The following is a 15,610-nucleotide window of genomic DNA, read 5'->3' on the forward strand; positions in this document are numbered from 1 at the left end:
GGGGCAACGATGAAACCGCCACTACAACAGCTGGAGACAAGCGAAATGAGTACGTTTGAACAGGCGCCCAAGGGCGCCGAGCCCCGCGCGCCGGGGCATGTCGAGTCCGCGCGCCCGCGCGCGGCTGTGGGCAGCGCAAGCGGCTCGGGTCTGCTTGAACGCCTGTTCAAGCTCGATGCGCACAACACCACGGTGCGCACCGAAGTCATCGCGGGGCTGACCACCTTCCTGACGATGGCCTACATCATCTTCGTGAACCCGTCGATCCTCGGCGACGCGGGCATGCCCAAGGGCGCGGTCTTCGTGGCCACCTGCCTGATCGCGGCGCTGGGCACGCTCATCATGGGCCTGTACGCCAACTACCCGATCGCCATGGCGCCGGGCATGGGCCTGAACGCCTACTTCTCCTACGTGGTGGTGCTGGGCATGGGCTACACGTGGCAGGTGGCGCTGGGCGCGGTCTTCATCTCGGGCTGCCTGTTCCTGATCGTCACGGTCACCGGGCTGCGGGAGCTCTTCATACAGGGCATACCGCAGTCGCTGCGAACGGCGATCACGGTGGGCATCGGCATGTTCCTGGCGCTCATCGCACTGAAGAGCGCCGGCGTGGTCGCCGCATCGCCCGCCACCTTCGTCACGCTGGGCGACCTGCACTCGGCGCCGGTGATCCTGGCGACGCTGGGCTTCCTCATCATCGTGGCGCTGGACAAGCTCAAGGTGCGCGGCGCGATCCTGATCGGGATCATCACGGTGACGGTGCTGTCCTTTTTCTTCGGCGGCAACAAGTTCCACGGCGTGTTCGACGCGCCGCCGTCCATCGCGCCGACCTTCATGCAGCTGGACATCCTGGGCGCGCTCAAGGGCGGCATCCTGAACGTGGTGCTGGTGTTCTTCCTGGTCGAGATGTTCGACGCTACCGGCACGCTGATGGGCGTGGCCAAGCGCGCAGGCCTGCTGGTACCGGGCAAGATGGAGCGCATGAACAAGGCGCTGCTGGCCGACAGCGGCGCGATCTTCGCGGGCTCGCTGCTCGGCACCTCGAGCACCACGGCCTACGTGGAAAGCGCGGCCGGCGTGCAGGCGGGCGGGCGCACCGGCCTCACCGCCGTGGTGGTGGCGCTGCTCTTCCTGGCCTGCCTGATGATCTCGCCGCTGGCGGGCTCGGTGCCGGCCTACGCCACCGCGCCGGCGCTGCTCTTCGTGGGCTGCCTGATGCTGCGCGACCTGGTCGAACTCGACTGGGAGGACACCACCGAGGTCATCCCGGCGGCGGTGACCGCGCTGGCCATGCCCTTCACCTACTCGATCGCCAACGGCCTGGCCTTCGGCTTCATCACCTACGCCGTGCTGAAGCTGTGCACCGGGCGGGCACGGGAAGTGCATGCGATGGTCTGGGTCATCGCAGCCGTGTTCCTCTTCAAGTTCGCCTACATCGGCGGGCACTGAAGCAGTGAGCTGAGCGAAGCGCCGTCGGGCGCCGATGGTCGCGGGGACGCCATTAGACTCATGGCCGTTCCCGCTTTGTTGCTGTTGAACGAGACAAATCCACGAAACCCGGCATGACAACCCCCAGACTCCAGCTCGCTCACATCACCAAGCGGTATCCCGCGGTGGTGGCCAACAGCGACATCTCCCTGAGCGTCGCGCCCGGCGAAATCCACGCCGTGCTCGGCGAGAACGGCGCCGGCAAGTCGACCCTGATGAAGATCATCTACGGCTCGGTGAAGCCCGACGAGGGCACGGTGATGTTCGACGGCCAGGCCGTCAGCCTGCGCAACCCGCAGCAGGCGAGGGCGCTGGGCATCAGCATGGTGTTCCAGCACTTCAGCCTGTTCGACACGCTCACCGTGGCCGAGAACGTCTGGCTGGGGCTCGACAAATCGCTGCAGCTGGCCGAGGTCACGCGCAGCATCACCGCCAAGGCCGGCGAGTACGGCCTGGACATCGACCCCTCGCGCCCGGTGCACACGCTGTCGGTGGGCGAGATGCAGCGGGTGGAGATCATCCGCGCGCTGCTCACCAACCCCAGGCTGCTGATCCTCGACGAGCCGACCTCTGTGCTGACGCCGCAGGCGGTGATCAAGCTCTTCACGGTGCTGAAGAAACTGTCTTCCGAGGGTTGCAGCATCCTCTACATCAGCCACAAGCTGCACGAGATCCAGGAGCTGTGCAGCGCCTGCACCGTGCTGCGCGGCGGCAAGGTGACGGGGGTGTGCAATCCGCAGAACGAGAGCACGCAGTCGCTGTCGCGGCTGATGATCGGCAGCGAGCCGCCGCCGCTGCAGCACCGGCCGGTGCACGCGGGCGCGGTGGCGCTGCGCGTCGACGGGCTGTCGCTGGCGCGCGAGGACCAGTTCGGCGTCGATCTCGACGGCATTTCCTTCGAGGTGCGCGCGGGCGAGGTCGTCGGCATCGCGGGCGTCTCGGGCAACGGCCAGAAGGAGCTGCTCTACGCGCTCTCGGGCGAGGACGTGCGCGCCGAGGCGCCGATGGTGCGCGTATTCGACAAGCCGGCAGGGCGGCTGCGCCCCCGGGCGCGACGCGCGCTGGGCCTGCACTTCGTGCCCGAGGAGCGGCTGGGCCGCGGCGCCGTGCCCACGCTGGGGCTCGCGCACAACCTGCTGCTCACGCGCGGCGAGGCGGTGGGCCGGGGCGGGTGGATCAGCACCGGCGCGCTGGAGCGCCAGGCCAAGGCCATCATCGAGCGTTTCAAGGTCAAGGCGGGCGGGCCGAAGGCGGCTGCGCGCTCGCTCTCGGGCGGCAACCTGCAGAAATTCATCGTCGGGCGCGAGATCGACGCGAACCCGAAGCTCTTCATCGTCTCGCAGCCGACCTGGGGGGTGGACGTGGGCGCGGCCGCGCTGATCCACGCCGAGATCCTCGCGCTGCGCGACGCGGGCTGCGCCGTGCTGGTCATCAGCGAGGAGCTCGACGAACTGTTCAATATCAGCGACCGGCTGCATGTGATCGCCAAGGGGCGGCTGTCGCCTTCCATCGACCGCGCGGCCGCCACGCTGCAGCAGATCGGCGAGTGGATGAGTGGCCTGTGGCAGGGCGAAGGCAATAAAACCTCGGAGGCGGCCCATGCTCAAGCTTGAACCGCGTCCGGAGCTGTCCCGCTTCTGGAGCTATGCCTCGCCGATCCTGGCGCTGCTGATCACCGTGCTCATCGGCGTCGCGCTCTTCGCCGCGCTGGGCAAGGACCCGGTCAAGGGCCTGCTGGTGTTCTTCTACGAGCCCATCAAGAGCGGCTACGCCATCGGCGAACTGATGGTGAAGGCCACGCCGCTGCTCATCATTGCGCTGGGGCTGGCGGTGTGCTTCCGCTCCAACGTGTGGAACATCGGCGCCGAGGGGCAGTTCGTGTTCGGCGCGATCGCGGCGGGCGGCGTGGCGCTTTTGGCCGACAAGAACACGGGGCAGTGGATCGTCGTGGCCATCCTGCTGGCGGGCATCGTCGGCGGCATGGTGTGGGCGGGCATCGTCGCCTTCCTGCGCGACAGGTGCAACGCCAACGAGATCCTGGTGAGCCTGATGCTGGTCTACGTGGCTACGCTGCTGCTGGGCTACATGGTCTACGGACCCTGGAAGGACCCGCACGGCTACAACTTCCCGCAGACCAAGACCTTCGAGGCGGTCACACAGATCCCGCGACTGTTCAAGGGCTCGCGCGTGACCATCGGCCTCGTCATCGCTCTGGTGGGGGCGGGGGCGCTGTGGGTGTTCCTGTTCCGCACGCGCGCGGGCTTCGCGCAGCAGGTCGGCGGGCTGGCGCCGGCGGCTTCGCGCTATGCGGGCTTCTCGGCGCGGCGCGCTGTGTGGGTCGCGCTGCTGACCTCGGGCGCCGCAGCCGGCCTTGCCGGCGCGCTCGAAGTGGCCGGGCCGCTGGGCCAGCTCACGCCCTACGTGCCGGCGGGCTACGGCTTCGCGGCCATCATTGTGGCCTTCGTCGGGCGGCTGCATCCGGTGGGCATGATCTTCTCGGCCATCCTGATGAGCATGTTCTACATCGGCGGCGAACTGGCGCAGTCGCGCCTGGGCCTGCCCAAGTCGCTCACCGGCGTGTTCCAGGGGCTGTTGCTGTTCACGCTGCTGGCCTGCGACACGCTCATTGCCTACCGCATCCGGCGCAAGGCGGCCGCGAAGGCGGCCTCCTCCATGACCACCGCCTCGCTGCAGGCGAGCACGCCCATTACCGCACCCGTCGCGCGTGCCACCGAAGGGAGCAACTGACCATGGAAAGCTACGCACTCCTCTTGGGTTCCACGCTGAGCGCTGGCACCGTGCTCGCCATCGCTGCACTGGGCCTGCTCATCAACGAGAAGGCCGGCATCGTCAACCTCGGCGCCGAGGGCATGATGCTCTGCGCCGCCATCGCGGGCTTCGCGACGGTCGTCACCACGCACAACCCCTGGCTCGGCTTCCTGGCCGGCATGGCGGCGGGCGCCTTGCTCGCGGCCTTCTTCGGCGTGCTTGTGATCTGGCTCAACACCAACCAGTACGCGACCGGCCTCGCGCTGAGCCTGTTCGGCGTGGGCTTCTCGGCCTTCGCTGGCATCAGCTTCGTGCAGGCCAAGCTGCCGGAAAGCGCCTCGTACGCCATTCCGGTGCTGGGCGACATCCCGCTGGTCGGGCCGGCGCTGTTCCGCCATCACCCGATGGTGTATTTCGCGGTGGTGCTGACCTTCGGGCTGATCTGGTTCCTCTATCGCACGCGCGCGGGCCTGGTGCTGCGCTCGGTGGGCGAGTCGCCGGAGTCGGCGCATGCTCTGGGTTATCCGGTGCGGCGCATCCGCTTCATGGCGGTGATCGCGGGCGGCTCGCTGTGCGGATTGGCGGGCGCGTATCTCTCGACCGTGTACACGCCGCTGTGGGTCGAGGGCATGGTGGCCGGCCGAGGCTGGATCGCGCTCGCGCTCACCACCTTCGCCACCTGGCGGCCGGTGCGGGTGCTGCTGGGCGCCTACCTGTTCGGCGGTGTGTCGATGCTGGGCTTCCACCTCCAAAGCAGCGGCGTGGACGTGCCGGCGCAGTTCCTCAGCATGCTGCAGTACATCGCGCCGATCGTGGTGCTGGCGCTGATCTCGCGCAACCCGGCTTTCATCCGCGCCAACATGCCGGCTTCCATCGGGAAACCGTTCTACCCCGGCTCATAATCGCGTTTTTCGTTTTCCCGCCAACCTGTCCTTTTGAGGATTTCCGACAATGAATGATCTGAACAAGCGCTCCCTGCTCAAGCTGGCCGCCCTCACGGCGGTCGCTTCGGCGGCCCTGATCGGCTGCGGCAAGAAAGAAGAAGCGGCGGCTCCTGCGGCTGCACCCGCGCCGGCCCCGGCACCCGCCGCGGCGGCTCCGGCCCCGGCAGCGCCGCTGAACATCGCATTCGCATACGTCGGACCGGTTGGCGACGGCGGCTGGACCTTCGCGCACGACAACGCCCGCAAGGCGCTCGAGAAGGAATTCGGCGACAAGATCAAGACCACCTTCGTCGAGAGCGTGCCGGAAGGCGCCGACGCCGAGCGCGTGTTCCGCGACATGGTCGGCCAGGGCAACAAGCTGATCTTCGGCACCACCTTCGGCTACATGGAGCCCATGCTGAAGGTCGCGGCCGACAGCAAGGACGTGAAGTTCGAGCACGCCACCGGCTACAAGACCTCCGACAACATGCGCACCTACGACAGCCGCACGTACGAAGGCGCGTACATGGCCGGCGTGATCGCCGGCGCCATGACCAAGAGCAACACGCTGGGCGTGGTCGGCTCGGTGCCTATTCCCGAAGTGCTGCGCAACATCAACAGCTTCACGCTGGGCGCGCAGTCGGTGAACCCGAAGATCACGACCAAGGTCGTGTGGGTGAACGAGTGGTTCAGCCCGCCGAAGGAAACCGAAGCCGCCACCGCCCTCATCAACGGCGGCGCCGACGTGCTGTTCCAGAACACCGACTCGCCGGCCGTGCTCAAGACCGCGCAGGAAAAGGGCAAGCGCGCCTTCGGCTGGGACTCCGACATGACCGCCTACGGTCCCAAGGCCCACCTGGCCTCGGCCACCATCAACTGGGCCCCGTACTACATCAAGGCCACCCAGGAAGCCCTGGACGGCAAGTGGACCACCGGCCAGGCCTGGTGGGGCGTGAAGGAAGGCGCGATCGACCTCGTCTCCATCGCCGAAGACGTGCCGGCCGAAACCAAGGCCAAGGTCGAGGAAGTGAAGAAGGGCCTGAAGGACGGCAGCTTCGTGATCTGGAAGGGCCCGATCCTCGGCCAGGACGGCAAGGAAGTGGTCGCCAAGGACGCGGTGGCCGACGACAAGTTCCTGTCGGGCGTGAACTTCTACGTCAAGGGCGTGGAAGGCAAGGTGCCCGGCGGCGACAAGAAGTAAAGCTCGCCCCCAGGCTGCGCGGACACTGCGTGCCCGCTGCGCCAACCCCCTACCGGGGGCAACACCTGCGGCCCGGCAAAGCCGGTTCCGCGGTGTTCGCGAAGGAGCCCGGGCTGCGCCGGGCGCTTCATATACACCGAAAAGTTCTAACGACCCGCACATGTTGCGGGTTTTCTTTTTTTAAGGGGTTACCTACCTGAAACCTCTCGGCCTCCGCTAAAGTAACAATTAGTGTCACTATTGCGTGCTGTCGCAGGGCGGAACGCAGTCCGAGGCAAGTCCCGGAGGACCATCCACGCTCCATCACGACGAGACTGAAATGCAGGACGCAGTCACCAATCCCACGCACGCGGCGTCGCAGCCGAATTTGCCCGAGCCGCTGGAGATTCCGGGTTACGAGTTGCTGGAGGAGCTGGGCGCCGGCGGCTACGGCATCGTCTATCGCGCATTGCAGCGAAGCACGGGCACCGTGGTCGCGATCAAGGTCGTGAAGCTGCAGGTGGGCAGCCAGCGCGTGGCGCGCTTCCATCGCGAGACGAAGCTGTGCGCCTCGCTGCACCATCCGCACATCGTGCAGCTGCTCGACAAGGGCGAGCAGGGGCCCTGCGTCTACGGCGTCTTCGAGTACGTGCCCGGAGAAACGCTCACCAGCCTGATCCGGCGCAAGGGCGCGCTCACGGCCACCGAGACCGGCCACCTGATGGCCGAGGTGCTCGACGCACTCGACTGCGCGCACAGCGCGGGCATCGTGCACCGCGACCTGAAGCCCGACAACGTGATGGTCACGTTCACCGGCGCCGTTCCGCACGCGAAGGTGCTGGACTTCGGCATCGGCACCGTCATTCCCTCGAACCGCGGCGACGAGTTCCCCACGCTCACGATGACCGACGAGGCCCTGGGCACGCCGGCCTACAGCGCGCCCGAGCAGCTGCGCGGCGAGCCGCCGGGCGTGAAGTCCGACCTGTACGCGTGGGGCCTGATGTTCATCGAGTGCCTCACCGGTGCGCCCGCCATCCGCGGCGCCTCGGCGGCGGAGATCCTTCACCAGCAGCTCAGCCCGCAGGAAGTGCCGCTGCCCGCAGAGATCGCCAGCCACCCGGTCGCCTCCGTGCTGCGCCAGGCGCTGCGCAAGAAGGCGGCCGACCGCAGCGATTCCGCCGCCACCTTGCTGGCCGAACTCGGCCGCCTGCGGCTGGACGACCTCGTCGGCGTGCTGCGTTCGGCCAAGCAGGCGCAGGACGACGCGCTCGCGCAGACCGTGATCACCACGCGCGGTTTCTCCGAGAAGCGCCAGCTCACCGTGCTGTGCTGCAGCGTCTCGGTGTGGCCCGACGCGGCCGACGACGAGAGCGCCGACGAGGCCCTGCCTTCCGACATCGAGAACCTGGAGCTGCTGCAGCGCAACGAACTGGCCCTGTTCTCCGAGACCGCCACGCGCCGCGGCGGCCTGCTGGCGGGCACGCTGGGCGACCGGATGATCGTGCTCTTCGGCTATCCGCACGCCAGCGACACCGACGCGCGCCAGGCCGGGCGCACGGCCATGGAGCTCATCGCGCTGAGCCGCCAGCGCTCCGCCGCCATCGAGCAGGAGCACGGCGTGCACCTCGGCATCCGCATGGGCATGCACACCGGCATGGCGATCGTCGCCGCCGGCGAGATCCCCTCGGGCCATGCCGTCAACGTCGCGGTGCGGCTCGAAGGCGTGGCCGACACCGGCACGCTGCTGGCGAGCGAGAGCAGCTACCGCCTGCTGAGCCGCCACGCGAGCTTCGACAAGGCCGGCACGGTCACGCTGCCGGGCCAGTCGGGCGGCATCCAGACCTACCGCCTCGGCGGCGAGCAGCAGGCGCTGGCCTCCGACGGCTTCGCCGAGCAGGCGCTGCACAAGGCGTGCATCGGCCGCGAGGCCGAGCTGCAGCAGCTGCGCTCGGCATGGACCCGGACCCGCGAAGGGCAGGGCGGCGCGGTGTGGATTCGCGGCGAGCCGGGCATCGGCAAGTCGTGCCTCGCCGACGTGCTGCGCGACCAGGTGGCCAAGGAAGGCCTGCAGACCGTCGTCGCGCAGTGCCAGCCCGAGAACCAGAACAACGCGCTGACGCCGTTCCTCGCGCTGCTGCGCCAGCGGCTCGACGCCATGCCCGACGCCGCATCGCCCGAGGCGCGCCGCGAGCGCCTGCGCGAGGCCCTGCAGGCAGCAGGCTGCGATGGCGAGGCCGTGCTGCCGATCTTCTGCGCGTGGCTGTCGCTGCCGCTGGGCGACCGTGCGCCGAGCCAGATGTCGCCGCCGATGCAGAAGGCGCTGCTGCTGCAGTCGATCGCGCAGTGGCTGCTGCACATGGCCGAGGCCTCGCCGTTGCTGCTGCTTCTGGAGGACGTCCACTGGGCCGACCCCACGACCATCGAGTTCGTCGAGCAGCTCATCGCCCAGCTGCCGCAGCGGCGCGTGCTGCTGGTGCTCACCGCTCGCCCCGAATGGGTGAAGCCCGAGGCCATGCAGGCCGAGTGCATCGAGGTGCGCCGGCTCGAAGATGTGCAGGCCGCCGAGCTGGCGCGGCAGGCGCTGGCGCCGCGCGTCGTCGCGCCGCAGGTGATCGACAACGTGGTGCAGCGCACCGACGGCGTGCCGCTGTTCATCCAGGAAATGGCGCGCATGATGCTCGACGCCTACCTGGTCGAGAAGGACCACGTCTGGGTCTTCAAGGACACGGCGCAGCCGGCGGCGATTCCGGTCACTCTGCGGGACTCTCTGGTGAGCCGCTTCGACCGGCTCGGCGCCGTCAAGGGCCTGCTGCAGCTCGCCGCCACCATCGGGCGCCAGTTCGAGGCCGAACTGCTGTGCGCCTGCTCGGGCAAGAGCGCCGAGGCGATGGACAAGGACATGTCCGTGCTGCTCGATGCGGGCCTGGTCGCGCCTGCGGGCCAGCCGGGCAGCTTCATCTTCCGCCACGCGCTGATCCGCGATACCGCCTACGAGAGCATGCTGGTCGCGCAGCGCCGGCAGCTGCACCGCAACGTCGCGCAGACGCTGATGGACAGCCAGCCGCAATACGTGGCGAACGAACCCGGCAACGTGGCCCAGCACTGGGCCGATGCGGGCGAGTACGCGCAGGCGGTGGCGCTGGCGGTGCGCCAGCTGCGCATCACGCAGCACCGCTCGCTCAACGACGAAACGATTTCCTACGCGCAACACATCGACGGCTGGATGGCGCACCTGGAAGGCGAGGCGCAGCGCGAGGCGCGGCTGGACGTGAACAGCTACGTCACGCAGGCCATGATGAACAAGTACGGCTGGGCGCATGCGCAGGTGGTCGACCGCATCGCGCTGTCGCAGGAACTGCTGTCCGACGAGGTGCCGCGCGAGAAGCAGGTGCAGCATCTCTGGACGCTGATCACCTTCCACCACGTGGCGAGCAACCGCGCCGAGGTGCAGCAGCTGAGCAACCGCCTGCTCGACCAGGCCGTGCAGCAGCAGGACCAGGGCGTGTTCGTCGCGGCGCAGACCTACCTCGGCCTCGCGCACTACTCCGACGGCGACTTCGAGCGCGCCGAGCAGTCGCTCACCGACGCCGTCGAGCGCTACAACCCCGAGGCCCACGCGCACCATGCGGCCGACTTCGGCTTCGACACCCGCGTGTGGGCGACCACCGGCCGCGCGCTGGTGCGCTGGTTCGCGGGCCACGACGCCGCCGCGCGCGCCGACGCCACCAATGCCGTGCGGTGGGCACGCGAGATGTCGCACATCCCGTCGCTGAGCATGGCGCTGCTCTACCAGAGCCTGGGCCACCAGGGCCGCAACGACAAGGCGCGCGCGCTGGTGAGCACCGGCGAGCTGCTGGGCATCACGCAGCGCTACGGCCTGCCGGCGTTCCAGGGCTACGCCGAGATCATCCGCTGCTGGGCCACAGGCGACGTCGACAACATCGCGGCGGCCGATGCCTGGATACAGGCGCTGTGGGCCATGGGCTGCCGCTATTGCCAGACCTACTACCGCGCCTTCGCCGCCGACACGCTGGCCGCCAACGGCCGCTGGGACGAGGCGCTGGAGCGCATCGACGAATGCCTGCGCATGACCGACGAGCTCAAGGAAGGGCTCTACCGCTCGGAGCTGCACCTGCAGAAGGCCCGCTACCTGCAGGCCGCCGGCGGCGACCGCGAGACGGTGGCCGCGTGCTTCGCGAAGGCCGCCGAGGTGGCGCGCGAGGGCGCCAAGCACAGAACCGAATACGAGGCCCTGGCGGCGATGCAGGCATTGGCGGATTCCGCCTCGCCGGACATTGCCGAGCGCCTGAAGAATCTGGCCGGGCTGCGGCCGGAATTGCCCGCGCGCGTGCCGACGCACGCGCCGATTTCCTCTTGAACCAAGGATGAAGTAATCATGACTTTCCAAGTCCAAAGCGGTGATCCGCTGCTCGAGTTCCGCCTGGCCTACCTGCGCGCCATCGCCCGTTCGTGGCAGGACGACGCCTACCGCCGCGAACTGCTCGACCAGCAGGACATCCAGCCGATGCTGCACCGCGACTTCGGCCTGCCGACGGCCTGGCCGCAGCTGGACGTGTCGCTGTTCCAGAGCCCCGATCCGGCCCAGCGCGCCGAATGGAAGCCGATGCTGACTTCCGGCTGGGTCGGCCCCGACGACTCCTTCGTCATCGTGCTGCCGCAGGCTCCGGCCTCGAACGCCACCGAAGCCCTGGCCGCCTACTACCAGCTGTTCCCGAACTTCATGGGGTCTTCGGCTGCCTTCGAGATTCCTCCCGGCATCGTGGGCGGCGCGCTGCCCACCGGCCTGGGCATTCCCGGCGGCAACGAGGGCTCGCTGCTGGCCTTCGGCGGCGTGGTGCTGCGCGCGATCGCCATCGCATGGCAGTCGCCCGAGCTGCAGTACGAGCTGACCCGCGACCCCGAGACCGACAAGGCGAACGTGCTGAGCCAATGGCTGGGCTACAACAACCCGTTCAACTTCAAGATCCTGTTCACCACCAACTCGGCCTTCACCTGGGACGCGACGAAGTGCGAATGGAACCAGAAGAACGCCGACGGCACCGCGATCAAGAACGCCATCCGCCTGAACTACCCGACGGCACCGGTGGAAGAGAACATGCGCGCCATCGCGCTGACCTCGTACAACAACACGGGCGACCCCTATCCCTTCACCTGCTGAGTCCGCGACAGGGCAGGAGCCGGCCGCAAGCGCGCCCGCGCTGCAGGGCGCCACGGCCACGCTCCTGCTGACGCTGGCTGCGCGCGCCAATTCCGGCGCCGTGGCCGATGCGTCGGTGTTCTCCGATCCCGAGGCACGGCGCATTGCCGCGTCGCTGCCTTTCGACATCTCGGCCTATGCGGCCGACCCGGCCTTCGTGCGCAGCATCGTGCTGCGCGCAGCGCTCTTCGACCGCTTCGCGGCCGGTTTTCTTTCGGATCATCCCGGCGCCCTGTGCATCACGCTGGGCGCGGGGCTGTGCACGCGCCGCAGCCGGCTCGGCGCCTTGGTGGCGCGCTCGCGCTGGCTCAACATCGACCTGCCCGATGCCATCGGGCTGCGGGCGCAACACGTACCGCACGCCGACGAAGGCGAGGGCGCCGACATTGTCTGCTCCGTGCTCGACGAGCGCTGGCTCGACACCGCCGGCCTGCCGGGCGACCGGCCGGTGCTCGTGATGCTGGAGGGCGTGTGCCCCTACCTGCCGCAGTCTCCGCTGGAGACCGTGCTGCGCAGCCTTGCCGATCGCTTCGCGCAAGGCACGGCACCCTGCGTCGTCGTGCTCGACCACGTGCATCCGGTGCTCGCGGCCCAGTCGATGGCCGTGGGCGGCATGCGGCTGCCGGTGGTTTCGGGCTTCGAGAACGCCGCGCAGATCGCGCGCCTGCATCCGTCGATGCGGGTGCTCTCGGAAGACCACATCTACGGGCAGTTCTCGGAGAAGCACCGGCTCTTCGAAGCGGCATTCCGGGCCACGACCGGCGCATCGCCCTACGGCGTGGTGCGCCTCGGACTGGGGCGCCACGGCGATGAATAGCGCCGTGACGCCCGATTTCTTCTCCGAGGTCTTCCGCTGGCACGACAGGTTCCTGCCGCCGGTGGTGCTTCAAGACCACCTGCTGCTGGCCAGCGAGAACGACCTGCTGGTGCTGGGCTCGCCCGGCGTCATGGCCCTGGAGCGGGTGCTTCGCGAAGGCGTGAGCCTCGCCGCCTATTGCCGTACCGGGGAAGCCGCCGCGCAGCTCGCGCAGATGCTCCATGCGCTGGAGACGCTGGCGCGCCAGGGGCTGGTCCGGCCTGTCGCGAAGGGCGACACCGATTCCTGGCTGGTTCCCGATTATTCGGCGGTGCCCGTGCGCACCGCCCTGTCCGGCGATGTGGACGCGGTCGCTCTGTCGAAGGCCGTCGGCGGCGATGTGCCCGGCCACTGGGCACGGTCGCTGCCCGCCGGCACCGGCCTCACCCTGGTCTTCTGCGACGACTATCTCGACCCCCGACTTGCCGTCATCGACGCGCAGCAGCGTGCCGCGGGCCGGCCCTGGCTGCTGGTCAAGCCGACCGGCGAGCAGGCCATGGCCGGCCCGGTCTTCAGGTCTTCCGGCCCGTGCTGGCACTGCCTTGCGCATCGCTGGCTCCGGAACCGCCCGGCACGTGCCTGGTGGCAATCGCGCCACGGAAACGAAGAAAGCGGCGCGCCGGTGCGTGCCGGCGAAGGGCTCGTCGCCGAGCGTCTCGGCCAGCTGCTCCCGATCGCGCTCGACATCGTGGCGCAGGCGGATGGCGCCCAGGTCCGGACGCTGGATTCGCCGCAGCCTCATTTCGTCGCCGTCCGCCCGCAATGCCCGCATTGCGGAACGCCGAATCTCGTGGCGCGCCGGCAGCGCGAGCGCGTCGTGCTGGCGCCCGGCCTGCCCACCGCGAGCCACGACGGCGGCTGGCGCACCGTGCCGGCCTCGGTCACCGTGGAGCGGCTGATGCGCCATGTCAGCCCGCTCACCGGCGCGGTCGCGCGCATCGTGCCGCTGAACGCCGAGGCCGAGGGCGCGCTGACGGTCTACCGCAGCGAGATCTTCAGGACGCCGCCGGCCGGCGACGACGAACTGCCCGGCGTGCTGACCCAGGTGTGCCTGGGCAAGGGCATGTCGATGGAGCAGTCCCGCGCCAGCGCGCTTTGCGAGGCGGCCGAGCGGCATTCGGCCTTCTTCCAGGGCGACGAGGCCTGGGTGATCGCGCCCGCGGCCGACCTGGACGCGCCCTGCATCGAGCCGCAGGCGCTGGCGCTCTTCAGCGACCGGCAGCGCGAACGCTTCCACACGCACAAGCCGCCGCACGCCGTGGCCACGTCCGCCGCGCTGCAGGAAGCAGCGTCATGGTGGACGCCCGCCTGGTCGCTGACCGCCGACGAGCCCCGCTACCTGCCGCTGGCCTTCTGCTTCGCCAATGCACCGGCGCAGAGCCAGTTCCACGTGGGCTGGACCTCCAACGGCTGCGCGGCGGGAAATACGCGCGAGGAAGCCATCCTCCAGGGCTTTCTCGAACTGGTGGAGCGCGACGCCGCCGCCATCTGGTGGTACGGCCGGCACCGCAGGCCGGCGGTCGGGCTCGACAGCCTGTCTGCGGAGATCCTCCAGCGCATCGAGCGCACCTGCGGCCCGCGCTGGGAGCGCTGGGTGCTCGACATCACGCACGATTTCGGCATTCCGGTCGTCGTCGCAGTCGGTCGTCATCTGGACACGGGCGCCTGGGCCGTCGGCTTCGGGTGCAGCCCCGACCGGGCGCTGGCATGCGAGCGGGCGCTCACGGAGATGAGCCAGCTGATCGCGGCTGGCAAGAGCTTCGCGGTGCCGGCCGCCGAATCCGGGGAGGAGGGGGCGCCGGCCTTTCTCCTGCCCGCAGGCGCCGCGCCGGTTGCGGCGGCCCCCGCCGCCCGGTCCGATATCGCCGGGGAGATCCGCCGCTGCGTCGGCATCGCCGCCTCGCTCGGGCTGGAAACCATCGTCCTGGACCACACCCGCCCCGATCTCCCCCTGTGCACGGTGAAGGTGGTGGTGCCGGGCCTGTGCCACATCTGGCCGGAGCTTGGCAATCCGCGCCTGTACGGCGTGCCGGTCGCCCTCGGATGGCGCGACACTTCCCTGCGCGAAGGCGACCTGAATCCGCAGGCGCTGTACGTGTGAGATCGCGTAGGAGAATGCGGCGATGGCCATCTTCAGGAACAAGCTCGACCGGCGTGCCACCGTGCTGCGGCCGGTACATGCATTCGGCCGGCGCGCCTCGGTCTGCCAGACGGTGCTGCAGGCGCCCGACGTGTCCCAGGTCCACGCGATGGTGCGCTGGAGCCGGCAGGCGTGGGAAATCGCCGACCAGAGCCGCAACGGCACCACGCTGAACGGCCAGCGCCTGCCCAGCGGCCGCTGGACCGCGCTGCCGGCCGGCGCCGAGGTCCGCATGGGCATCGGCGACGAGTCGGTCTGGACCGTGGAAGACCTCTCGCCGCCGGCCACCTGCCTCTTTCCGTCGGGCGTCGACGAAGCCGGCGGCATCGTGGAGCTGAACCTGCGCGAGAACCTGCTGCCGGACGAGCACGAGCCCGAGGCGAACGTGTATTTCCAGGACGGCAAGTGGATGCTGGAGCACATCGACGGCATCGAGCTGCTGAGCGACGGCGCCACGGTGCGCACCTCGTCCGGCACCTGGGAGTTCGTGCTGTGCGACGACCTGGACCTTACCTCCGAGACGCCCATATCGACGCCCATGCCGGTGCCGATGTCGGCCGGCGTGGCCCTGCACTTCGAGGTCAGCCAGAACGAGGAGCACACCAGCCTGAACCTAGTGGCGCAGGGCAGGTCGGTGCCGCTGGGCGAGCGCATTCACCACTACACGCTGGTCACGCTGGCGCGCCTGCGCCAGAAGGACGCGCAGCGCGGCATCGCGCCGCAGAGCCAGGGCTGGGTCGGGCTCGACGAGCTGTCGCGCATGCTGGGGGTGGAGCCTTCCTACGTGAACATCCAGATCTTCCGCGCCAAGCACCAGATCCTGAACGCGCTGCCGGCGCACCTGGCCGAGCCGCCCTTGGTCGAGCGCCGGCGCGGTACCGTGCGCCTGGGCAACTACCCCTTCGAAATTCGTGGCGGAGCGCAACCTCTGTAATCGTCTGTAATTCAAATCACCCCCTGCGCTCCCTAGAGTGAGGTCCAGCACGGTGCCATCGTGGCCCGTACTGCCGCCCACCACTCTGTTTCATTCGGGAAGTCG

The 15,610-nt window shown here is 69.0% G+C and carries 10 protein-coding genes; all 10 read left to right on the forward strand.

The window, feature by feature from the left end; all coding sequences use genetic code 11:
• Nucleotides 1-45 precede the first annotated feature (45 nt).
• The 10 genes from ACAM57_RS08300 (at nucleotide 46) to ACAM57_RS08345 (ending at nucleotide 15,505) form a co-directional block, all read left to right on the forward strand.
• Entirely contained in the window at nucleotides 46-1,446 is a 1,401-nt protein-coding gene (locus ACAM57_RS08300; protein ID WP_126024316.1) for an NCS2 family permease, read from the forward strand.
• Nucleotides 1,447-1,559: 113 nt separating this feature from the next.
• Nucleotides 1,560-3,098 (forward strand): ABC transporter ATP-binding protein, encoded by a 1,539-nt coding sequence (locus tag ACAM57_RS08305; RefSeq protein ID WP_369661305.1) that lies wholly within the window; start codon nucleotides 1,560-1,562, stop codon nucleotides 3,096-3,098.
• A complete protein-coding gene (locus tag ACAM57_RS08310) occupies nucleotides 3,085-4,233 on the forward strand; it encodes an ABC transporter permease (protein WP_369661306.1) in 1,149 nt (382 codons plus the stop codon). The genes ACAM57_RS08305 and ACAM57_RS08310 overlap by 14 nt, the downstream gene beginning before the upstream one ends.
• 2 nt (nucleotides 4,234-4,235) lie before the next feature.
• A complete protein-coding gene (locus tag ACAM57_RS08315; protein WP_126024319.1) occupies nucleotides 4,236-5,156 on the forward strand; it encodes an ABC transporter permease in 921 nt (306 codons plus the stop codon).
• Between the two features lie 49 nt (nucleotides 5,157-5,205).
• Complete coding sequence (locus ACAM57_RS08320; RefSeq protein WP_184641528.1) at nucleotides 5,206-6,378, forward strand: BMP family ABC transporter substrate-binding protein; 1,173 nt, start codon at nucleotides 5,206-5,208, stop codon at nucleotides 6,376-6,378.
• A gap of 319 nt (nucleotides 6,379-6,697) precedes the next feature.
• A complete protein-coding gene (locus ACAM57_RS08325) occupies nucleotides 6,698-10,735 on the forward strand; it encodes a TOMM system kinase/cyclase fusion protein (protein ID WP_369661307.1) in 4,038 nt (1,345 codons plus the stop codon).
• Nucleotides 10,736-10,753: 18 nt separating this feature from the next.
• Nucleotides 10,754-11,536, forward strand: coding sequence for a BMA_0021/BMA_0022 family TOMM bacteriocin (locus tag ACAM57_RS08330; RefSeq protein ID WP_126024322.1), 783 nt, complete (start codon nucleotides 10,754-10,756; stop codon nucleotides 11,534-11,536).
• Between the two features lie 100 nt (nucleotides 11,537-11,636).
• Complete coding sequence (locus ACAM57_RS08335) at nucleotides 11,637-12,392, forward strand: class I SAM-dependent methyltransferase (protein ID WP_369661308.1); 756 nt, start codon at nucleotides 11,637-11,639, stop codon at nucleotides 12,390-12,392.
• Nucleotides 12,393-12,396: 4 nt separating this feature from the next.
• Nucleotides 12,397-14,532, forward strand: coding sequence for a TOMM precursor leader peptide-binding protein (locus tag ACAM57_RS08340; protein ID WP_369661309.1), 2,136 nt, complete (start codon nucleotides 12,397-12,399; stop codon nucleotides 14,530-14,532).
• 22 nt (nucleotides 14,533-14,554) lie between these two features.
• Complete coding sequence (locus tag ACAM57_RS08345; RefSeq protein WP_126024325.1) at nucleotides 14,555-15,505, forward strand: FHA domain-containing protein; 951 nt, start codon at nucleotides 14,555-14,557, stop codon at nucleotides 15,503-15,505.
• Nucleotides 15,506-15,610 lie beyond the last annotated feature (105 nt).

Source organism: Variovorax sp. V15 (assembly GCF_041154425.1).
In the GTDB taxonomy this organism is placed as follows: domain Bacteria; phylum Pseudomonadota; class Gammaproteobacteria; order Burkholderiales; family Burkholderiaceae_C; genus Variovorax; species Variovorax guangxiensis.

Coding starts and splice junctions, on each gene's coding strand:
- ACAM57_RS08300 (WP_126024316.1), top strand. CDS start 46: ATGAGTACGTTTGAACAGGCGCCCAAGGGCGCCGAGCCCCGCGCGCCG.
- ACAM57_RS08305 (WP_369661305.1), top strand. CDS start 1,560: ATGACAACCCCCAGACTCCAGCTCGCTCACATCACCAAGCGGTATCCC.
- ACAM57_RS08310 (WP_369661306.1), top strand. CDS start 3,085: ATGCTCAAGCTTGAACCGCGTCCGGAGCTGTCCCGCTTCTGGAGCTAT.
- ACAM57_RS08315 (WP_126024319.1), top strand. CDS start 4,236: ATGGAAAGCTACGCACTCCTCTTGGGTTCCACGCTGAGCGCTGGCACC.
- ACAM57_RS08320 (WP_184641528.1), top strand. CDS start 5,206: ATGAATGATCTGAACAAGCGCTCCCTGCTCAAGCTGGCCGCCCTCACG.
- ACAM57_RS08325 (WP_369661307.1), top strand. CDS start 6,698: ATGCAGGACGCAGTCACCAATCCCACGCACGCGGCGTCGCAGCCGAAT.
- ACAM57_RS08330 (WP_126024322.1), top strand. CDS start 10,754: ATGACTTTCCAAGTCCAAAGCGGTGATCCGCTGCTCGAGTTCCGCCTG.
- ACAM57_RS08345 (WP_126024325.1), top strand. CDS start 14,555: ATGGCCATCTTCAGGAACAAGCTCGACCGGCGTGCCACCGTGCTGCGG.